We start from the raw sequence: 20175 nt of genomic DNA, 5'->3' as shown, positions 1-20175 counted from the left end.
CAGCGGTGACTTCAGCAGATCGTTTGCCCGGGTTGCGTCGGGCAGGGACGGATCAACTGGAGAGTCTATGGCGCAGCCCCCTCTACCCGAGAGTAGCCCTCGGGCCGCTTCGCGAAGCCGGCGTTTGCTCATCGCGCAGGCCATTCTGTACGCCCTTCTCGCCATCGCTGGCGCGATTTATCTGTTCCTGGCGCTGTTTTCCGTCACCGGGTTCTGGCTTCCCGTCACGCGCCTGATGCTCGCCGCGGTGCTGGTCGCGCTGGCGTTTGTCGAAAACGCGCTGCGCTGCGAAGGCGGCGGGAGGCAGGCCCCACCGTCCGCCGGGAGCCCGGAGGAGGAGCCGACGCTTCTGCGCCGGCTGCTGCCGGAAAACGCGCAGGCCTGGCTTCGCCATTTTCATCAGCATCTGGCCACCACCCTGATCGCCGCTGCGCTCGCCAGCGCCTTTGCCATCGCCAATATCGCGGACGCCCGGCCCGTTGAGCTGGCCGACGCCCCGCGGCCGATCGCCGTCGGCTTCTTTATTCTGCTCTGCTTTACGCTGCTGCTGCTCGAACGCATGCTCAGCTTCCGCCCCCTTCGCGGCTGGCCTCATCGGCAGCAGCACGTGGGGCTTGCCCGCCTGATGCTCAGCCTCTTTCTGCTGCTCACCCTCTCCCTGCTGGCGGCGATGGCGTTCCCCGCCCCCGCCCCCGCGCTGTGGGGCATTAAGCTGGCGAGCCTGACGATCCTGCTGGTGGCGCTGGAGTATGCGCTGCGCGCCCTGGCCGCGCTGGCCTCTCCCCCTGCGCCGGACTCCGCTCCCCGCTTTCTGACCCGCAGCCTGCTGGCCGCACAGTATCAGTGGCCGCCGCGGCCGCTGCTGCACGCTCTGGACTCATTTCAGCAGCGCTTTGGCGTCGATCTGCGTCAGATCCACGCCTTTCGTCTGATGGGTCGCCGGCTTGTACCGGTGACCCTGGGCATCGCGGCGCTGGGCTGGCTGTTCAGCGGGCTAACGGAGGTGGGGCTACATCAGCGCGGGATATACGAGCGTTTTGGCCGGCCGATCGCCGTACTGGCACCCGGCCTGCACGCCGGACTGCCGTGGCCTTTTGGCCGGGTGGTCGCCGTTGAGAACGGCGCGGTGCATGAACTCCAGCTCAGCGATATCACCGAGGCAGCGCAGCCGGATCGCCAGCCCGATGACGCCGCAGAAGGCCCGGCTCCGCAGAGCAGTTGGCGGCTGTGGGATAGCAGCCACGCCACGGACCAGTCCCAGGTCATCGCCAGCGCCGCCATGGACCAGCAGAACTTCCAGATCGTGAATATGGATATCCGCGTGATCTGGCGCATTGGCCTTAGCGATCGCGATGCGCTCAACAGCCAGTACCAGACCGAAGACCTGGCGGGGATGATTCGCAGCCTCGCCCGACAGATTCTGGTGACCCAGTTTGCCAGCAAGCAGCTCGATGGACTGCTTGACGAGCAGCGGGCGACGCTGGCCAGCGAGCTCAGCCGGCAAATCCAGCAGCGTCTTACCGCCCTGCATACCGGCGTGGAGCTGCTGTTCACCCGCATTGAGGCCATCCATCCTCCCGCCGGGGCGGCCAACGCCTACCACGGAGTGCAGGCCGCGCAGATCGCGGCAAACGCGCTAATTGCCCGCGAACAGGGCTATGCGGAGAAGGTCAGCCGCGAGGCGCAGCGTAATGCCCTGAGCGGCCTGAATAACGCCGAGGCCTCCGCCGCCGAAAACCTGTCGCAGGCCCGGGCCGCCGCGGTGACCTTCACCGCGGAACGGCAGGCGTGGCAGCAGGCCGGCGAGGCGTTTATTACCGAGAGACGCTATCACATACTGAGCCAGGCGCTGGCCCATACCCCGCTGCTGATCCTTGATAGCCATCTCCAGGGAAGCAGCGAGCCGGTGCTCGATCTCCGTCAGTATCCCGCTTTATCCGACAGTACCGCCCCACAGAAGGCCAGCACACCATGAAGATCCGCGCGATAGCCGCCACCCACGTCCCCCCAAACGCCGTTAAGCGGCAGATCGCTCCACCCGCCCCGCAGCACCGCAGGCGCGGTATTCGCCTCGCCGTGGCGGCATTTTTGGTCACACTGGCGGTACTAACCGCCTGCCTGCTGGAGGTCCACGCCGGAAGCGCCACCGTGGTGACCCGCTTTGGCGATCCGGTACGCGTCCTGCTCGCGCCCGGTCTGGCGTGGCGGCTGCCGGCGCCTTTTGAAACGCCGCTCGACGTCGATCTGCGCATTCGCTCCACCTCCAGCGGCCTGCAGGACGTGGGCACCCGCGACGGCCTGCGGGTGCTGGTGCAGGCCTGGGTTATCTGGAAGGTCAAACCCGATAACGATAACGTGCTGCGCTTTATCCGCGCCGTGCAGAACCAGCCGGATGAGGCCGCCCGCCAAATCCGCACCTTTGTCGGCTCCGCGCTGGAGACCACCGCCAGCAGCTACGCGCTGTCGGACATCGTTAACGTCGATGCTAAAAAGGTCAAAATAGCCCAGCTGGAGAGCCAGCTGCAGTCGCAGCTGCAGGCCCAGCTGCTGAAAAGCTACGGCATTGAGCTGATCCAGACCGGGATCGAGCGTCTGACCCTGCCGGCCGTCACGCTGAACGCCACGGTGGACCGCATGCGCGCCGAGCGCGAAACCATCGCCACCGAACGCACCGCCGAAGGCAAACGTCAGGCGGCGGAAATCCACTCCCGGGCGGATCGCGATGCGCGCATTCTGCAGGCCGACGCCGCGGTGAAAGCGGCGGCCATCAGCGCCGACGCCCAGCGCGACGCGGCCAGCATCTACGGCAAGGCGCGGGCCAGCGACCCGCAGCTGTACGACCTGCTGCGTTCGCTGGATACGCTGAGCACGATTGTTAACGCCAGCACCCGCCTGGTGCTGCGCACCGACGCGGAACCGTTCCGCACCCTGGTGCAGGGCCCCACGCCGTTGACCGGGACGCCGCAGCCATGACCTCAGCATCGCCGGGCTCAACGCCCTGGGGACAGTCGTACCGCATCGCCTTCTTTACGCTGTACGGCGCGGCGATCCTTGCCGCCGGCGCGTGGCTGTTCTCCTGTATCCATCCGGTGGCCCCCGACAGCCGGGCGGTGGTCTTTCAGTTTGGCAGGCCGATCCGCGTGGCGAACGCGGGGCTGCTGTTTGCCTGGCCGCATCCCGTCAACAGCATTGAGCTGGTGCCGGCCGCCGAACGCATTCTCGAACGAGACGTGGCGGTGCTGCGCCGCGACCAGCAGTTGGAGCAGATCAACAACTGGGAGCGCGACGGCGATGCCGGCGCCGGTGCAGGCTATCTGTTAACCGGCGACGAAGGCGTGGTGCAGCTGGACGTCCGCGTATTTTGGCGGGTCAGCGACCCTGTCCGCTTCGCGCTCCAACGGGCGCATATCGCGCCGCTGATCGATCGCCTGACCGAACGCGCCGCCGCGGTCGTCTGCATGGAGCGCGGCCTGGACGCGATTCTGGTTGCCAGACCGGAGAGCCAGCAGAACGACCGTCACTCGGCGGAGGAGCGCATCCGTCTGCGCAGCGACTTCAGGCATAACATGGCGCAAAGCCTGGCGCAGATGGCCGCCGGCGGCAACGATCCGGGCATCGTCATTGAGCGCGTCGATATCGTTTCATCCCTGCCGGCTAACGCGGTGGCGGCCTTCAACGCCGTGCTGACCGCCAGCCAGCAGGCCGATAAAGAGATAGCCAGCGCGCGAACCGCAGCCACGCTGCTGAGCCAGCAGGCGCAGCAGCAGGCGGATCGCACCATCCAGCAGGCAGAAGCCGGCCGCCAGGAGACCCTGGCGAAGGCCAGCGTTGATACCCGAACCATCCTGCAGCTGGCGCAAACCCGGCGCGACGGCAGCGATGGCGGACTGCTGCTGCGCCTGTGGCGCGATGCGGTCAGCCGCATTCTGTCGCAGGCCGGACAGGTTATTACCGTCGCCCCCGGAGACGACAGCCGCCTGATCCTCCAGGGCCTTCCCCCCCAGCCGGCCACCCCGCCGGCCAGCGAGAAATCACCATGAGCCAGTCGTGCAGCCACGGACATATTCACTTCAGCAATCATCTCCAGACCCCGGCGGAGCAGCGGCGGATGGCGCGTCGGCTGACGCTGGCGATGATAACCATCGGGCTGCTGTTGCTCAGCCTGCTCTGGCGCGCCGTGGCGCCGGATCAGCCGGCGATCGGCGATATTCTGGCCGGCGTTGCCTGGCTGCTGGTTGCCGTGCCGGTATTTCGCGCCGGCTGGCACAGCCTGCTGCATCCGGATCTCCACGGGGTGACCGACCTGCTGATCGTGCTGGCGATGCTGGGGGCGTGGGCGCTGGGCGATCTGATGACCGCCGCGCTGCTGCCGGTGATCATGATTTTCGGCCATATTCTGGAAGAGCGCAGCGTCATGGGAACCCGCCAGGCCATCGCCGGGCTGAGCAAGCTGGCGCACAGCCGGGCGCGACGCCTGCGCCAGGACGGATCGCTGGAAAATATCGGCAGCCAGCAGCTGCGCCCCGGCGACGTGGTTGAGGTTCGCCCTGGCGATCAAATTCCCGCCGATGGGCAGATCCTCTCCGGTAATGCCAGCCTCGACGTGGCGTCCATTACCGGTGAATCGGTCCCGGCGGAGGTCGGCCCCGGAATGTCGGTCTTCGGCGGAACGCTGAATCTCAACGGCCTGCTGCGCGTCGAGATTACCCATACGGGCGAGCACTCTACCCTCGGGAAAGTGCTGGCGCTGATGCAGGACGCCGAGCAGGCAAAACCGCCCATCACCCGAATGCTGGAACGCTACGCCGGACACTATCTGATCCTCGTGCTGCTGATCGCCGCGACGACCTGGTTTTTGACCTACGACAGCCAGGCGATGCTGGCGGTGCTGGTCGCGGCCTGCCCCTGCGCCCTGGTGCTCTCCGCCCCGGCCACCTCGATGGCGGGGATCGCGGTGGCTGCCCGGCACGGCATCCTGATCCGCAACGCGGCCTTTCTTGAGGAGCTGGCGGACGTTGATGCGGTCATTATTGATAAAACCGGCACCCTGACCCAGGGGCGGCTGCGGCTGGTTGACGTTATCCCGACAACCGCGCGTCCGCGCGAATCTCTGCTGCGGCTGGCCTCGGCGCTGGGCGCGGCGAGTAATCATCCGGTGAGCCGGGCGATGGTTGGCGCCCTTCCTGCAGATGATGAAGAGATGACGCTGCGCGACGTGGAGGAGATTCAGGGGCTGGGCGTCGTCGCCACCACCGCTGCCGGCCGGGCTTTGCTGGGGCGAAAAGAGCTCTTTGACCGCTATCGGATCGCGGTCGCCCCGCTCCCCGACCACGACGGCCCGACGGTCGGTCTCGCGGAAGGCGGCGTTTTTCTCGGCTGGCTGCTGCTCGACGATACCATCCGCCCCGAGGCGCCGGAGGCCATCGGAATGCTGCAAAACCTCGGCATCGGCCGCTTCCTGCTGCTGACCGGCGATCGCCTGGCCGTCGCGCAGCGCGTGGCGCAGCGGACCGGCATCGACGAGCTGGCGGCCGAAGTGCTGCCGGCCGAAAAGCTGCAGCAGGTGCAGCGGGCCGTCAGTGAAGGATGGCGCCCGATGGTGGTTGGCGACGGGATCAACGATGCGCTGGCGCTCAAGGCCGGTGCCGTCGGTATTGCGATGGGCAGCAACGGCGCCGATATCGCGCTGGCCTCCGCCGACGTGGTGCTGACCGGCGGCGACTTACGCCGTCTGCCGCTGGCGGTAAGGCTCAGCCGCCGGTGCCGCGCCACCCTGCGGGTCAACGTCTTTATCGGCCTTGGCTGGACGATTTTAATCGTAATTGCCGCGGCGATGGGGCTGCTCGGCGCGGCGGGCGCCCTGGTGGCGGCGATACTGCACAACCTCAGCACTCTGCTGGTGCTGCTGAATACCGGAAGGCTGCTGCAGTTCGACGACCGGCGCGGGAAGGATAAGCGCGCGGGTCGCGAACCGCGAGGGTAAAAACAGTCACCCCGCCGTCCGGACCGTTTGAGACCGGACGCGGGCAGGCGGGAAATCCCGCACGAAGGGCAATTTCCCTCGTGAATCGACAGCGCTGCAAACGACAAAAAGCCTGCTTAGTTTCCTAAGCAGGCTTCTTAAATTTGGCTCCTCTGACTGGACTCGAACCAGTGACATACGGATTAACAGTCCGCCGTTCTACCGACTGAACTACAGAGGAATCGTGTGAACGGGGCGAATATTAACGGCGACGCCCGGCCTTGTCAAAGGCTGTTTCGCACATTTCAAACCGTTTGCCGATTTATTCTCCACTTTGGGCGAAATTTGTCGTTTCGCCCAGAAAATGGTTAAGTTTCGCGCACCTGGCTTTTGCTTCGCGGATATTTCCACAGCCAGCGCCCGCTGACCATCCGGCAGTAGAACAGCGCGCCGCGTACCGCCCAGTCAAGCACCATCCCCAGCCAGACGCCAATCACGCCCATACCGAGTACGATGCCCAGCGTATAGCCCGCCACGACGCGGCAGCCCCACATCCCCAGCATCGACACCCACATGGTGTAGCGTACGTCGCGAGCGCCTTTAAACGCGCACGGCAGGGTCCAGGACATCGCCCAAATCGGCATAAAGAAGGCGTTCAGCCACAGCAGCTCTTTAACCACCACTTTGACGTCCTCTTCGCTGGTATAGAACGAGGCGATCAGGTTAGCAAACGGCGCGGTTCCCCACGCAATGACCGTCAGGATGATGGTCGATAGCCAGAAGACGTGCCACGCCTGGCGCTCCGCCTGCCCAATCTGGCCTTTTCCCAGTCGGGTGCCGGTAATGATGGTCGACGCGGAGCCCAGCGCGTTTCCCGGCAGGTTAATCAGCGCGGCGAAGGAGAAAGCGATAAAGTTGCCGGCAATGACGTTGGTGCCCATGCCGGCGACGAACATCTGCGTCAACAGCTTGCCGCCGTTGAACAGCACCGATTCGATACTCGCCGGGATGCCAATGCCCATCACTTCCCAGATAATGGCAAAGTTAAGCGGTTTGAAATAGCTCTTCAGCGAGATGCGCAGCGCCGGGTTAAAGCCGACGGCTAGTACCCACACGATCGCCACTGCTCCGATGTAACGCGCGATGGTCAGCCCCAAACCTGCGCCGACAAAGCCGAGTCCTGGCCACGAAAAAATGCCGTAAATCAGGATGCTGCTGATAATAATGTTGATGATGTTCATTCCGCCGTTAATCAATAGCGGAATTTTGGTATTGCCTGCCCCGCGCAGCGCGCCGCTGCCGATCAGCGCAATCGCCGCCGCCGGGTAGCTCAGCACCGTCAGCTCCAGATAGATTAAGGCCATATCCTTAACCTGGGGCGAGGCGTCGCCGGCGACAATATTAATAATCTCTTTGCCAAAGGCGTGTATCACCACCGCCAGCAGAATGGAGAACAGCGTCATAATTGCCAGCGACTGCCGCGCCGCCGCGCGCGCGCGTCGCGGATCGCGCTTGCCGAGGCTAAAGGCAACCACCACCGTCGTACCGAGATCGATGGCGGCAAAAAACGACATGATCACCATATTAAAGCTGTCGGCCAGGCCCACCCCGGCCATCGCCTCTTTACCCAACCAGCTCACCAGGAACGTACTGACTACGCCCATCAGCAAAACGCAGCTATTTTCCAGCAAGATGGGGACCGCCAGCGGGCTGATTTCACGCCAGTAAAGTACGCGATAACTCTTACGTTTTTTGAACCAGGTTGTTCGTTCTACGACCCTGCGTGCTGCGGATGTGACGTTCAAGGGAGACCTTAGTGAGAAAAGTTGAAACTACATTTCAAATGATGATAGAGAAATGCTAATCCTGCAAAGCATTTTTCCTTCTAAATTGTCGGTAATTACAACAAATTGTTGATAGAAGCGGCGGTTGGTCGACAGGGGCAGAATAGATGTTTGACAAAAATTTTTTCGCCGCTAAGATACGACCCCACACGATTCCTCTGTAGTTCAGTCGGTAGAACGGCGGACTGTTAATCCGTATGTCACTGGTTCGAGTCCAGTCAGAGGAGCCATATTAAAGAAGCCCGCTTAAGGAAACTTAAGCGGGCTTCTTGCTTTTGTCGAGTTCGCCGAGCGGGTAAGAATGGTACGTTCGCCGAACGCCGCGCCCTCTCCCACCAGCGTCTCGTCAATGCGCCCCTGCCAACCTGTGTTTGTGATTGTTGCGCTTCACCGTCGGTTAGGTTTTTTGTGGTTCATGAAGCCTTCAGGAAATACCTCAGCATCATGCTCACCTAAGCAAAAAATAAGAGGCTTATCAGACACAACCTAGCCCCCTGCAGCTATATTTGCTGTAAATAAATGCATGTCTTTAAAAACAGTATTGACACTACTTTCAAAATGGGTAAATTAGGAATCAACAGCGGTGAAGTGGTAGTTCGCTGTTATAAGTTGAAAGTGTTAGTAAGGTAACAAAAGTAATTTGCGATAAAGGCCACGTATTTTGTTGTATGGGATTACGGATGCTAAGAAGCGTTTTTTTACATCGGTAATGTTTTAAGGCCACGTAGTTAAGGTAGTTAATCGCAAATCTGGGGAAGTAGCGCGACGATGTAAGGCTATGTTTTTAAAGTTATTGCTTGCGATTGAGTTGGGTACGTTAGTTAAGTTAAGAGATCGCAATGGAAGTCAAGCCACGCATCAAAGAGTATATGTCGCGAGGGGATGTACTTGTTTAAAGTGCCATTTTTGAAGGTAATGAAAATGGTGGGGTAAAGTAACGAGAAAATAGAGGGAGGTTTAGTTAGTACCAGCACCCAATATTATCTGTGATAAACGTGTACATTTAAAGCAGTATCATAAGTAGTACCCATATTAAGTCCATGAATGTTAAATCTTAAATCAGTAGTTCCTTAAAAGCCCTGGCTGCAACGGTCAGGGCTTTTTTGTATCTGCTTTTTGTATCTGCTTTTTGTATCTACTCCGTTGATCTCCTCACCCAATCGACTCCTGAGTGACGACCTCGTTCCCCACTCCCTAAGATGATTCAGCCCTGTACGGGCACGAGCGGAACTGATTCCAGCCCGTCACAACGCCTGTCCTTAAGCTCCTCCTCATTGCTGGCAGTCGCACGCGCCGGCGTATTATGCTAAACCATGTCGCTGACGATGTAGTCTGCTGGCTGTCGTTGCCACTCATGCACTAAACGGAGGTTATCATGATTTTTTTAGGCTACGTCACTTCGCGGACATACCTGCGCTGGCCGGATCCTCCGCGCTGGTTAGTCAATTTTAGCTTTTATGAGCATCATCAATCCGCGCCTATTGCGGCTGAGCCCGGCACCATAATTCAGGCGGTACAGAACCTGGACATGACGGCGGACCCGATTATTAACGCGCTGCTAAAACTGCGTAAATTACCCGGCAGATGCTATCAGCGTTTTACGCAGCATCGCTCCCCCCACACCGTTGACGTCAATGATTTTGGCTTTGCCACATTCACCCCGCTGCATCAAACCAGCCGGGAGCTGGTTCTCGGACTTACCGGCCAGTTCTGGCGGCCCACGATGGCGGTTCATCGCCTCGCCGACGCCGAAGCGTTCGCCCGCTTTAACGAGGCTGATGCCGCGAAGCTTATTCTGTGTTTTCGGGTCGTCACGGTCGACGGCGAGCACCGGCTGGTCACCGAGACCTTCGTGCACTGCCCTACCCCACGGGTAAAACGGCGCTTCGCCTGCTACTGGGGAATTATCCGCCCGGCCAGCGGCTGGATCCGTCGGCGAACCCTGCTTGCGGTGCAGCGTCAGCTGGCGCTGGAAAACAGCGAGGGCTAGAGGCGGAATGAGGGAAAGGCAGATGCCGGCGGATGTCTGCTTTAGCCTGAGGCACGCTCACCCTGTCGCAATAAGCTAAGCGGAGAAGAAGGACTCCCCTTCCCCACCGGACGCGGGCCGCGAGTTAACATAGCTACACCGCCACAACGCGATAGTTAGCGATTTTTAATTCCGCTATCTGCTGCATATCGATATGGGACAGGGTGAAATCAAGGATCGCAAAGTTCTCGGCTATTCTGACAGGATTGGATGACATGGTGTTTGACTGGATGCCCGACTGTAAAATCCAGCGCAGAATAATTTGTGCCGGCGTCCTGGCATAGGCGTCCGCCAGCCGCTGAATAAGCGGATAGTTAAGCGCTTCCCCCCGGGCTATCGAACAGTACGAGGACAGCGGGATCGCTGTCTCTGCCGCGGCCTGCAGCAGGCTGCCCTGGTCGAGCAGCGGATGGAACTCTACCTGGTTGACGACCAGCGGGGTGGCGATCTCGTCCCGGGCAGCAGCCATCTGCTCAGCGGAGAAATTACTCAGGCCAATATATTTCGTCAGCCCCTGCCGCTGCGCCTGCTCCAGCAAACGCAGCGTGGCGCCGAAGTTCTGCCTGGGCGGACTATGCAGCAACAGCACATCCACCTGTTCAACGTTAAGCGCTGCCAGGCTTTGCGCAACCGAAGCCATAAACAGCGCCTGGCGATAGTTCGCCGGCAGGACCTTTGTCGTAATGCAAAGCTCATCGCGCGCAACGGAAGACCGGCTTAATACCTGCCCGATCTCCTTTTCATTTTCATACATCTGCGCGGTATCGATCGCCCGATAGCCAATGCTCAGCGCATGCCCTAAGGCGGCGGTTAACCGCTCTCCGCGCAGCTTATAGGTGCCAAAACCGCGGATAAATTCAGGCCGATAGAGAATATTCATATCTTTTTCCTCAGGGGACGGTTTTAGCGGCGAAGCGGCTGATTCGCCGCCTGCTGCCAGAGCGAGGCGATATTAAACGCCGTCGACTCCAGCAGGGTGGCGGCTTCTCGTAGGGCGCGCTCGTAAGAAATAATGCCGGGGACCAGCGAAAACGCTGAAATGAGACCGAGTTCATACAGTGCTTCATATCCGCTGCCGAGCGAACCGGCCAGCGCGATGCTCGGGCAACCGTGGGCATGAGCGCGGCTGATGACGCCGGCAGGCCCCTTACCGCCACCGGTCTGTGCATCAAGCCGCCCCTCGCCGGTAATGACCAAATCGGCATCGCGCACCTGCGCATCGAAATGCAGCGTGTTGAGCACAATATCGATCCCGCTGGCCATCTCTGCGTTCAGAACGCCCTGCAGCGTGGCGCCGATCCCACCGGCAGCACCACCGCCCTTGAGGCTGGCGATATCGTCTCCGAAGCTGGTTTTGAGGATCGTGGCAATCCGCGCCAGGTTACTTTCAATCCTCACCGCCGTTTGCGCGGTTACCCCTTTTTGCGGACCGAAGACCGCGGTCGCGCCCCGCTCGCCGAGCAGCGTATTGTTGACGTCGCAGGCCAACAGCAGCTCCACCCGGGCTAATCGCGGATCCAGGCCGCTGAGATCGATGTCAGCCAGCTCATCAAGCCCTCCGGCGCCCCAGGGTACGTCCTCCCCCGCGGCGGTGGTACAGCGGCAGCCCAATGCCTGCAGCATCCCAATCCCTCCTTCATTGGTAGCGCTGCCTCCGAGGCCGATGATTATTTTATCGACGTCGCGATCCAGTGCCGCTTTAATCAGCTCCCCAACCCCGTAGCTGGTGGCGAACAGCGGATCCCGGTCCTCCGGAGCAACCCACTGCAGGCCGCAGGCGGCAGCAACCTCAATGACCGCCGTTTTCCCTTCGCCAAGCAGGCCGAAAAAGCCGTTCACCGGCGTCCCCATCGGCCCGGTTACCGCGACCGAAATCCGCTGGCCTGAGGTCGCGTTTATCAGCGCATCAACCGTGCCCTCACCGCCGTCAGCTATCGGCAGCTTTACGCACTCCGCGTCAGGCAGGGCTCGACGCAGCCCCCGCTCGATGGCATCAGCAACGGCGCTGGCGGAAAGGCTCTCTTTAAAGGAGTCCGGGGCAATAATTATTTTCATCACGATTTACCTGCTATCAATCAGAAACGGGAGACCAGCATTCCGCCGTCGGCGCTAATCACCTGGCCGGTTAAATAGGGCATCCCGCCGCTGGCCAGAGTGGTGACTATCGTGCCTATCTGAGCCGGGGTGCCCAGCTCCGGCAGCAGGGTTAAGCCTTCATCGACGCGCTGCTGATAGATTGCCAGCGAAGGCTGCGTCATTTCGGTAGCAATCAGCCCCGGCTGAATATCAAACACCTGCACCCCCGCCCTGGCGAGGCGCGAGGCGAATAGTTTTGCCACCATCGCCGCCCCGGCCTTTGACACACAGTACTCCCCCCGGTTGATGGAGGCCGCAGAGGCGTTCGAGGAAGAGACGACGATAAGGCTGTAGTGCAGTTCGGGAGAGCAGGTACCGGCAAGCAGGCGCCGGGCAAAAGCCTGGCAGAGAAAGAACGTGGCGCGGGCGTTAACGGCCTGGCAGCGATCGTAGCTTTCCGGCGTCACGTCGAGGAGATCGCCGCGGCTGGTCACCGATACGCCGGCGTTGTTGACAAAGGTCGTCAGCGGACCCAGCTCATGCTCCGCCCGCGCCAGCATCCTGTCGTGCAGGCTGATATCCGCCACGTCGCCGGGCACGGCAACGGCGTTGACGCCCCAGCCCTTTAGCCGTGCTACCGATGCCTGCAGCGCCGCAGAATCCTGATAATCGTTCAGCGCAATATCAAAGCCCACCTGCGCCAGCTTTGCGGCAATCTCAAAACCGATGCCGCGCGCTCCGCCGGTGATAAACGCTACCTGTCGTGTTGTAACGGTCATGTCTTGTCCCATTGTGGAGTGAGAATACGCCGAAATCATAGCGATCACCTTCACCACTTGTAAATAAATAGTTACTTACAATGTGCAAATATGAGATCTGCACAATCCACGCGTGGCGGGTGGAGATTGCCCGCAAAATCTTTGTGACTGATATCGCAAACGCAAGCAAAACAGCCTGGGAGGGTAAAACTGATAAAAAATAATATAAATCATATTGATAAGAGCCAATCGCCGCTAAAACAGCCGCGGAGAAACATTTACGCATTCGTAACGGGAACATTTAAAAATAATAAGAAAAAACAGGATAGTAGGCGTTTTTTATCCGGATAAAAATGTCACCTAAACCAATCGCAAAGCGCTTCATTGCCAATTACTTTCTCGGGTGATATATCATCAAATTGTAAGTAATTAGTTATTTACATGTAACGTATTTTTCATCGGGTTAACGCCTTCATGTAAACCGAAAAGACAGGAAATATCGCTATGTCATTTATTAAAAAATTCGTTGAACAAAGCGTGATTAGCCGACGTGAATTCCTGCTGAAAAGTGCCCTCGGAATCGGCAGCATGGCAGCGCTTCCGCTTATCAGCCCGCTCTCAAAAGCCATGGCGGCTGAAGGCGGAAACCTCACGCTGGCCTGGGGCTATCGCGATCCTGACAACTCCTACTGGAACGCGATTGCCGCCGGCGGGAAGTCTTATGCGCAAACGCAAAACGCGACGATGGTAAGCCTGATTAACGGTGGCAATAACGAGAAGGTGCTTTCGGATATCAAAGCCCTGCTTTCCAAAACCGAAGGGAAGCTGGCGATCGGCTGCGATCCTAACGATGCCCCTAACGCGCGGGCCGTCGTGACCGCCTGCCAGCAGCGCGGCGCGTTTATTACCACCATCTGGAACAAAACCGACGATCTGCATCCCTGGGATTTTGGTGACAACTACGTGGCCCACATCAGCTGGTCGGATTTCGAACCGGCGCAGCAGTGCGCGCAGCTGCTGTTTGACGCAATGGGGAAAAAAGGCGGGATCGTCGGGCTGGGTGGGATCGCCTCCAACGTCCCGGCGATTGAGCGTAAAGCGGGGCTGATGCACAAGCTGCAGGAGAACCCGGATATCAAGCTGCTGGACTGGCAGGATGCGGACTGGAGCACCTCGAAAGCCAACGACATGATGTCGACGATGCTCACCCGCTTCGGGGATGATATCAAAGGTATCTTCTCCTCCAACGACAGCATGACCCTCGGCATTATTGAGGCTCTGCGTGCCGAAGGGCTGGCGGGACAGATCCCGATTGTCTCCTACGACGGCACCCCGGACGCCGTCAAGCTGTGCATCAGCGGTGAAATCCTCTGCACCGTAAGCACCGACCCGTACTGGGCAGGAGGCATTGCGCTTTCACTGGCTCACCATGCGGCTATCGGCAGCTTCAAACCCTCCGCTGAGCCGCATGAGCATCGCGAATTTTACGGTCCGACGATCATGATAACCAAAGACGATGCGCAGAAATGGTATCAGGACAATATCGTCAATACGCCGGTGAACGACTGGAATAATTTCTGGCAGGCGTCGAAGGGGCCTATTCAATATCGCAAATTGTAGTTCCCCCACTCTTCTGCAGATATTTATTGTCGATGAAGACGTTATAAATTCAATGAGTGAAGGTCGATCATGTCATCACATTCAGGCTACAAAGATTTTTTGCGCAAATGGGCGCCGCTGATGGTGCTGCTGCTGCTTTGCACCATCATCAGCGTTGTCTACCCGGGTTTTTTATCCGTGCGTAACTTCTCACGTTTACTGACCGCCAGCGCCGCACCGTTAATGATTGCCATTGGCGTGACGTTTATCATTATTATGGGTTCGATCGACCTGTCAATTGAAGGCATTATGGCTTTCTGCGGCTCCATGCTGGCAATCATCATGGTGAAGCTGGGCGGTTTTAACGAACTCGGTTATTTGGCGATCCCCGCCGCGATCCTTATTTCAGCAGCCTGCGGGCTGGTCAACGGCCTTATTCACGTAAAGCTTAAAATCCCCTCATTCCTGGTTAGCCTGGGTATCGGTTTTAGCTTAATTGGCGTCACGATGGTGACGACCGGCGGCGAACGTATTCCCCTCCCCGACCCGGTATTCAGATTACTGCTGACCGAGCGTATTTTTGATTTCCCGCTAATGGTCTATCTCGCCGGGGCGGCCCTGCTGTTTGCCTGGTTTATTCAGCGCTATACCGCGCTGGGGCGTAATTTTTATGCCATCGGAGGCGGCGAGCACCTGGCCTACGCGTCTGGCCTGTCGGTAAAACGTATTCGCGTGCTTGGCTTTGCGCTGGCCGGCGCGTTTTACGGCCTGGGTGCCGTCTTTGCCGTCGCCCGCCTGGGCTCGGTCGCCAGCAACCTTGGCGATGGATATACCTTTATCGCCATCACCTCCGTCGTCGTCGGTGGCACCTCCTTAATGGGCGGCAACGGCGGCGTGTGGCAAAGCCTGGTTGGGGTACTGATTATCAACGTCATTAACAACGGCATGGTGCTGGTCGGCTTCCCGACCTATATCCAGCAAGGCGTTCTCGGCGCTCTGGTTATCATCTCGGTGGCATTAGTCACTAATCGTAAACGTCTGCAAATAGTGAAGTGACGATTATGCTTGAATTCAAAAATGTGGGTAAATCGTTCCCGGGTGTACTGGCCTTGCAGAATATCAATCTGCAAATTAATCCCGGTGAAATTGTCGGATTGGTCGGTGAAAATGGCGCCGGCAAATCGACGCTGATGAAGATAATTTACGGCGCCTATCAGCATGATAAAGGCGAATTGCTGATCAACGGTCAGCCGGTGGTCTTTCGCACCCCGCGCGATGCCATGATGCAGGGGATCGGGATGGTCTTTCAGGAGCAGTCGCTTATCTCCAATCTGAGCGTAATGGAGAATATTTTTCTCGGTTTTGAACAGCCGTTTAAAAAGCTGGGTGTGATTAACTGGAAAAAGATGGCGACAGCGGCCAGAAAGCAGCTGGCGAAAGTCAAACTGGATATCGATCCCCAGACAATGACTTCCGAGCTGTCCTTTACCCAACGTCAGCTGGTAGAGCTGGCGAAGGTCCTGACCCTTGAGGAGAGAAGCAGCGGCCATTTAATTATCCTCCTCGACGAACCGACTTCGGTCCTGCCGGCCCAGGAAATAGAACTGCTGTTTGAGCTGGTCAGAGAGCTCAAAAGCCGGGCCTCCTTTATTTTCGTTTCGCATCGCCTTGATGAAGTGATGGCGCTGTCCGATCGCATCTACGTCATGAAGGATGGGCAGGTCATGGATATGCTCACCCGCGACCGGTTCGATGTGGTGAATATTCAGCGCCAGATGGTCGGTCGCGATATCGACGAACGCTATTATCGCGAACATCGTAAGCACCGAATTAACAAAGAGACGACCTTAGTCGAGTTAAAGAATATTTCGCTGCCGGGCCATTATAAAGACGTCTCGCTGTCGCTACACGCCGGCGAAGTGCTGGCGCTGGTTGGAACCGATGGCGCCGGTACCGAGGAGATCATCCGCTCTATCTTCGGATTGATGCAGCCGGAACGGGGAGAGGTGATCCTTAACGGCAGACCGGTACGCAAATTTAGCCCCACCCACAGCATCGCTGAGGGGGTGGGATATATCCCTCGTGAGCGCAAAATCGAGGGCATCGTCGAAGGCATGTCGGTGGTGGAAAATATTACTCTCGCCAATCTGCAGGACTATTCCCGCGGCGGGCTGCTGCAGGTCCATCACGAGCGCAGGCTGGCAAATCAGTGGGTTAAAAAACTATCGATTAAAACCGCCAGTATTGATACCCAGTGCAGCAAGCTTTCCGGCGGCAATCAGCAAAAGGTGGTGCTGTCGAAATGGCGGACCGCTGAGGCGAAAATCATCCTGCTTGACCACCCTACCCGCGGCCTCGATATCGGTGCCAAAGAGGACGTCTATGACTTAGTACGCGACTTCACCGATGAGCAGTGCGGCGTGATTCTGATAGCCGACTCTCTGGAGGAGGCTATTGGCCTCTCCCACACCATCGCTATTTTTAAGGACGGCCGACTGATGCATCAGTTTACCGGCTGCGAAGAGAAGCGCCCGGAGCAATATGAATTATTGCAGCATTTCGTCTAGGTTATTAAGGCCCATTTCCATGAAAATAATCCGTTCTGATTCATTAGCAGTGCCGACCAACAATAATATCGCTAGCCCGACGCGGCCGCCGCTGACCGGGCGTGAAAAAATCACCCGTTATTTACCGATACTGACCCTGGCAGTATTAGTGGCCCTCGTCAGCCTCTATAACCCGGATTTTCTTAAGCCCGACAATATATTCCAGCTGCTGCAGGATGCATCTACGCTGTTTATTATGGCGATTGGCATGACCTTTGTGATTTATATCGGCGGGATAGATTTATCCGCCCAGTCGATTGCCAGCATGTCAACGGTCGTGCTGGTCATTCTGCTATCGCAAATTGGCGTGCTGGCTATTCCGCTTACGCTGGCTATCGGCGCGCTGTTCGGCGCCGTATCCGGCTGGGTGCACACGCGTTTTAAAATATCGTCCTTCATTACCACCCTCGCCGTCGGAGGAATTGCCTACGCTACTGGACAGGTGATTTCCGGACAGCGCGCGTTTTATATTCCAGGGGATATTCGCAGCCAGACGGTGGGCTGGATGACCACCACCGTCTTTACGCTGCCGACGGAGATCGTTATCGCCGCCGTACTGCTGCTGCTGGCGCTGCTGATGGAGAGACGTACCGCGCTGGGACGCCATATGAAGGCGCTTGGCGCCGGGGAATCCGCCGCGCTCGCCAGCGGCGTGAAGGTGGTCAAGGTGAAGATCCTCACCTTTGCCATCGCCGGCGCGTTCGCCGCCGCCGCCGGAGTGCTGCTGGCGACCCGTCTTTCCGGCGCATCGCCGACGATGGCCGATCAGTTCCTGCTCCCGGCGATTGTCGCGGTGCTGCTCGGCGGTACGCCGCTGACCGGCGGCGTGGGCGGCGTACTGAGCACGCTTATCGGCACCCTCATCGTCGCCGTCATTCGCACCAGCATGACCTACCTTAACGTTGAAGCGCAGGCCCAGCAGATCTTCTTCGGGGCGCTGATGATCGCGGCCATTGCGATGACCATCGATCGTTCCAAAATTTCTACCGTTAAATAACCGGAGCCGGCCATGATCCCCAAATTAATGAAAGCGGCAGTGCTTACCGCCGCCAAAAATTTCGAAATTCGCCAGGTTCCTGTCCCCGAATACGGCGATGACGAGGTCCTCATTCGCGTCAGCCAGTGCTCGATCTGCGGCACGGATATCCATATCTATAACGGCCACTATGCCCAGGATAAGCTGCCGTTAATTCCCGGCCACGAATTTAGCGGGGAAATTGCTGCCGTTGGCCGTCGCGTTGCGACCCTGGTGCCGGGCCAGCGGGTGGTTGCCGATATCAATATCAGCTGCGGCCACTGCTATTATTGCCGTCGCAACGAGTTGCTAAACTGCCCGGAGATCCGCCAGCTCGGCATCCACACCCACGGCGCTTTTGCACAGTACGTGGCCGTGCCGGCCCGCCTGGTGATTCCCGTCGGCGACGAGATTACGGATAGCGTTGCCTGTTTGACCGAGCCGTTCTCCTGCGTGGTGCGCGCCGGTAAAAAAATCGGCCTCAGCGTGGCAGAGTCGGTAGTGGTCATCGGCGCAGGCCCGGTGGGCAATATGCATATTCAGATGGCGCGCCTGCTGGGAGCCGCGCCGATTATTGCCGTCGAGCTGAATCCGCAGCGCGCCGAGCTCGCCGGGCAGTGCGGTGCAGACTGCGTCATCACCGACCCGGAACGCGCGCTGGAGCAAATAAAGCAGCTCACCCAGGGCCGCGGTGCCGATGTGGTCATAGAAAGCGTCGGCCATCCCGAACTCTACAAACAGGCGCTGACGTTTATGCGCCCCGGCGGACGGCTGCTGGCCTTTGGCTTAACCGACGGTGAAACCGACATCGCCATCAGGCCGCTGGAGATTATTTTAAAAGAGCAAAGGATTCAGGGCAGCGTAGCCGGGATGGGGGAAGATATGCACCAGGCGCTGCATCTGCTGCAGCATCAACGCTTTATTACCGCTCCCTTTTGCCAGTCCGTCCACCCGCTGGAGGATATTCAGCAGGTTTTCACCTCCCTGCTCGCGCAGCCGCACTATTTGAAAATCCAGCTGCGCATAGCGCAGGAGTGAAGCTTTAGCGACGCGAATAAGCCAGACAGGATCAAAAAAGGTGCTCAACAAGAGCACCTTTTTTATGCCGTTTCTTTATTCAGGGCTGACGATCTGCCGGCGTGGGCGCGCCCTCATCCAGCAGCCCCTGCTGCTGCAGCGTGCGCCAGAAATCATCCGGGATCGGCGCGGCAATCCACTCCAGACAGTTTTCCAGCTGCGCCACCGTACGAGTGCCGGGAATAATAGTGGGCACCGCCGGATGGGCCAGCACAAACTGAAGCGCGGCCGCCGGCAGACTGACCTGGTAATCGCGGCAGACATTTTCAATTTTTCTCACCTTTGCCAGAATCGCCTGGCTCGCCGGACCGTAGTTGTACTTCGCGTTCTCAACCGCCCCGGTCGCCAGAATCCCGCTGTTGAATCCTCCGCCGATCACCACCGCCGCGTTGCGCTCCTCGCACAGCGGCAGAAACGCTTTTAACGCTTCCTGCTCCAGCAGCGTATAGCGCCCGGCCAGCAGGAAACAGTCGAAGTCGGCCTCCTGCAGCGCCGCATGGCAAACCTCCCACTCGTTGACGCCCATGCCGACGGCTTTAATCACCCCTTCATCCCGAAGCTGCGCCAACGCACGCCACGCGCCGTCCATCGCCTGACGAAAATAGTGAGGCTGTTTATCGCCGTGGGTATAAACATCACAGTCGTGAATGAAGGCAATATCGATATGCTCCAGCCCCATGCGCTGCAGGCTGTCTTCAATCGAACGCATAGTAGCAGAGTAGGAATAATCAAAAACCGCCTCAAACGGCAGCGGATTGACCCATGCCCCGGAATCAAATTCACCGCGTTTTTTCGGCTTCAGCAGACGGCCGACTTTGCTGGAGAGCACGTATTCATCGCGCGGATACCAGCGCAGACCGTGGCCAATCCTCGCTTCGCTCAGGCCATGTCCGTACAGCGGTGCCGTATCAAAATAGCGCAGACCGCTGTCCCACGCCTGATGGATCATCTTTTCTGACTCTTGCTCGCCGATCGGACGAAAGATGTTGCCAATCGGTGCCGCGCCGTAGCCCATTGCCGTGACCTGAATATCTGTACGACCAAATGCATTCTTCTGTGATGGAACCATGCCAGCCCTCCTGCGGATTGATGATTTAATTAACTAACAAGATAGTTATATCAGAGCAAGTATTGCGAAAATGTTACCTGGATAACAAAGCACCATCAATGACGTTGATCCTTCCTTTTTTTTCTGCAATTGTAACTAAC

At 58.7% G+C, this 20175-nt stretch carries 16 protein-coding genes and 2 tRNA genes; 11 read left to right on the top strand and 7 right to left on the bottom strand.

Annotated elements, in window-relative coordinates; translation table 11 throughout:
- The first annotated feature begins 67 nt into the window (after nucleotides 1-67).
- From hflK to M2416_RS22940, 4 genes are read left to right on the top strand one after another with little or no spacing between them, the layout of a single operon-like run.
- Nucleotides 68-1975: a protease modulator HflK gene (hflK, locus tag M2416_RS22955; RefSeq protein WP_259227011.1), complete on the top strand. Its 1908-nt coding sequence runs from the start codon at nucleotides 68-70 to the stop codon at nucleotides 1973-1975.
- A complete protein-coding gene (locus M2416_RS22950; RefSeq protein ID WP_259227009.1) occupies nucleotides 1972-2973 on the top strand; it encodes an SPFH domain-containing protein in 1002 nt (333 codons plus the stop codon). Before hflK ends, M2416_RS22950 begins: the two co-directional genes overlap by 4 nt.
- Entirely contained in the window at nucleotides 2970-4040 is a 1071-nt protein-coding gene (locus tag M2416_RS22945; RefSeq protein WP_076945616.1) for an SPFH domain-containing protein, read from the top strand. The genes M2416_RS22950 and M2416_RS22945 overlap by 4 nt, the downstream gene beginning before the upstream one ends.
- Nucleotides 4037-5983 carry a heavy metal translocating P-type ATPase gene (locus M2416_RS22940; protein ID WP_259227006.1) on the top strand — a complete coding sequence of 649 codons (1947 nt, stop codon included), beginning with the start codon at nucleotides 4037-4039 and terminating at the stop codon, nucleotides 5981-5983. Before M2416_RS22945 ends, M2416_RS22940 begins: the two co-directional genes overlap by 4 nt.
- Nucleotides 5984-6127: 144 nt before the next feature.
- Here the strand turns inward: M2416_RS22940 and M2416_RS22935 are convergent.
- From M2416_RS22935 to M2416_RS27010, 3 genes are all read right to left on the bottom strand, one after another.
- Nucleotides 6128-6203: transfer RNA gene (locus M2416_RS22935), tRNA-Asn, on the bottom strand.
- A 127-nt stretch (nucleotides 6204-6330) separates the two neighbouring features.
- Nucleotides 6331-7767 (bottom strand): EmmdR/YeeO family multidrug/toxin efflux MATE transporter, encoded by a 1437-nt coding sequence (locus M2416_RS22930; RefSeq protein ID WP_076945618.1) that lies wholly within the window; start codon nucleotides 7765-7767, stop codon nucleotides 6331-6333.
- Between the two features lie 95 nt (nucleotides 7768-7862).
- A complete protein-coding gene (locus M2416_RS27010; RefSeq protein WP_367575711.1) occupies nucleotides 7863-7955 on the bottom strand; it encodes a DUF5951 family protein in 93 nt (30 codons plus the stop codon).
- Nucleotides 7956-7960: 5 nt separating this feature from the next.
- Between M2416_RS27010 and M2416_RS22925 the strand changes: the two genes are divergently transcribed.
- Both M2416_RS22925 and M2416_RS22920 read left to right on the top strand, forming a co-directional pair.
- Nucleotides 7961-8036 (top strand) — tRNA-Asn (locus M2416_RS22925).
- Nucleotides 8037-9181: 1145 nt separating this feature from the next.
- Entirely contained in the window at nucleotides 9182-9796 is a 615-nt protein-coding gene (locus M2416_RS22920; RefSeq protein WP_259227003.1) for a hypothetical protein, read from the top strand.
- Nucleotides 9797-9929: 133 nt separating this feature from the next.
- Here the strand turns inward: M2416_RS22920 and M2416_RS22915 are convergent, their stop codons facing one another.
- The 3 genes from M2416_RS22915 to M2416_RS22905 are packed head-to-tail and all read right to left on the bottom strand — an operon-like array spanning nucleotide 9930 to nucleotide 12690.
- Nucleotides 9930-10715: an aldo/keto reductase gene (locus M2416_RS22915; RefSeq protein WP_076945620.1), complete on the bottom strand. Its 786-nt coding sequence runs from the start codon at nucleotides 10713-10715 to the stop codon at nucleotides 9930-9932.
- 23 nt (nucleotides 10716-10738) lie between these two features.
- Nucleotides 10739-11890 carry a glycerate kinase gene (locus tag M2416_RS22910; protein ID WP_076945621.1) on the bottom strand — a complete coding sequence of 384 codons (1152 nt, stop codon included), beginning with the start codon at nucleotides 11888-11890 and terminating at the stop codon, nucleotides 10739-10741.
- Nucleotides 11891-11910: 20 nt separating this feature from the next.
- On the bottom strand, nucleotides 11911-12690 hold the full coding sequence (locus tag M2416_RS22905) for a 3-ketoacyl-ACP reductase (RefSeq protein WP_076945622.1): 780 nt from the start codon (nucleotides 12688-12690) through the stop codon (nucleotides 11911-11913).
- A 483-nt stretch (nucleotides 12691-13173) separates the two neighbouring features.
- Here M2416_RS22905 and M2416_RS22900 point away from each other — a divergent pair, with 483 nt between their 5' ends.
- The 5 genes from M2416_RS22900 (at nucleotide 13174) to M2416_RS22880 (ending at nucleotide 18927) form a co-directional block, all read left to right on the top strand.
- Nucleotides 13174-14289, top strand: coding sequence for a sugar ABC transporter substrate-binding protein (locus tag M2416_RS22900; RefSeq protein ID WP_259227000.1), 1116 nt, complete (start codon nucleotides 13174-13176; stop codon nucleotides 14287-14289).
- Nucleotides 14290-14358: 69 nt separating this feature from the next.
- Nucleotides 14359-15324, top strand: coding sequence for an ABC transporter permease (locus M2416_RS22895; protein ID WP_076945624.1), 966 nt, complete (start codon nucleotides 14359-14361; stop codon nucleotides 15322-15324).
- 5 nt (nucleotides 15325-15329) lie between these two features.
- The gene (locus M2416_RS22890) at nucleotides 15330-16835 is read left to right on the top strand and encodes a sugar ABC transporter ATP-binding protein (protein WP_259226999.1); all 1506 of its coding nucleotides are present in this window, start codon (nucleotides 15330-15332) and stop codon (nucleotides 16833-16835) included.
- A 19-nt stretch (nucleotides 16836-16854) separates the two neighbouring features.
- A complete protein-coding gene (locus tag M2416_RS22885) occupies nucleotides 16855-17871 on the top strand; it encodes an ABC transporter permease (protein ID WP_076945625.1) in 1017 nt (338 codons plus the stop codon).
- Nucleotides 17872-17883: 12 nt separating this feature from the next.
- Nucleotides 17884-18927, top strand: coding sequence for a zinc-dependent alcohol dehydrogenase (locus M2416_RS22880; RefSeq protein WP_076945626.1), 1044 nt, complete (start codon nucleotides 17884-17886; stop codon nucleotides 18925-18927).
- A gap of 79 nt (nucleotides 18928-19006) precedes the next feature.
- Here M2416_RS22880 and M2416_RS22875 read toward each other — a convergent pair whose 3' ends face one another.
- Nucleotides 19007-20035: an aldo/keto reductase gene (locus M2416_RS22875; RefSeq protein WP_259226995.1), complete on the bottom strand. Its 1029-nt coding sequence runs from the start codon at nucleotides 20033-20035 to the stop codon at nucleotides 19007-19009.
- Between the last annotated feature and the right edge of the window lie 140 nt (nucleotides 20036-20175).

It is taken from the genome of Klebsiella sp. BIGb0132, from assembly GCF_024810075.1.
Taxonomy (GTDB): Bacteria; Pseudomonadota; Gammaproteobacteria; order Enterobacterales; family Enterobacteriaceae; genus Klebsiella; species Klebsiella terrigena.
Note: the sequence above shows the minus strand (reverse complement) of the source record. Positions and strands in the feature narration are given on the sequence as shown.

Excerpts from the sequence above, each read along its gene's own strand:
- M2416_RS22940 (WP_259227006.1), top strand. The coding sequence starts at position 4,037 with ATGAGCCAGTCGTGCAGCCACGGACATATTCACTTCAGCAATCATCTC.
- M2416_RS22875 (WP_259226995.1), bottom strand. The coding sequence starts at position 20,035 with ATGGTTCCATCACAGAAGAATGCATTTGGTCGTACAGATATTCAGGTC.
- M2416_RS22945 (WP_076945616.1), top strand. The coding sequence starts at position 2,970 with ATGACCTCAGCATCGCCGGGCTCAACGCCCTGGGGACAGTCGTACCGC.
- M2416_RS22920 (WP_259227003.1), top strand. The coding sequence starts at position 9,182 with ATGATTTTTTTAGGCTACGTCACTTCGCGGACATACCTGCGCTGGCCG.
- M2416_RS22910 (WP_076945621.1), bottom strand. The coding sequence starts at position 11,890 with ATGAAAATAATTATTGCCCCGGACTCCTTTAAAGAGAGCCTTTCCGCC.
- M2416_RS22895 (WP_076945624.1), top strand. The coding sequence starts at position 14,359 with ATGTCATCACATTCAGGCTACAAAGATTTTTTGCGCAAATGGGCGCCG.
- hflK (WP_259227011.1), top strand. The coding sequence starts at position 68 with ATGGCGCAGCCCCCTCTACCCGAGAGTAGCCCTCGGGCCGCTTCGCGA.
- M2416_RS22890 (WP_259226999.1), top strand. The coding sequence starts at position 15,330 with ATGCTTGAATTCAAAAATGTGGGTAAATCGTTCCCGGGTGTACTGGCC.
- M2416_RS22950 (WP_259227009.1), top strand. The coding sequence starts at position 1,972 with ATGAAGATCCGCGCGATAGCCGCCACCCACGTCCCCCCAAACGCCGTT.
- M2416_RS22905 (WP_076945622.1), bottom strand. The coding sequence starts at position 12,690 with ATGACCGTTACAACACGACAGGTAGCGTTTATCACCGGCGGAGCGCGC.
- M2416_RS22900 (WP_259227000.1), top strand. The coding sequence starts at position 13,174 with ATGTCATTTATTAAAAAATTCGTTGAACAAAGCGTGATTAGCCGACGT.
- M2416_RS22885 (WP_076945625.1), top strand. The coding sequence starts at position 16,855 with ATGAAAATAATCCGTTCTGATTCATTAGCAGTGCCGACCAACAATAAT.
- M2416_RS22880 (WP_076945626.1), top strand. The coding sequence starts at position 17,884 with ATGATCCCCAAATTAATGAAAGCGGCAGTGCTTACCGCCGCCAAAAAT.
- M2416_RS22915 (WP_076945620.1), bottom strand. The coding sequence starts at position 10,715 with ATGAATATTCTCTATCGGCCTGAATTTATCCGCGGTTTTGGCACCTAT.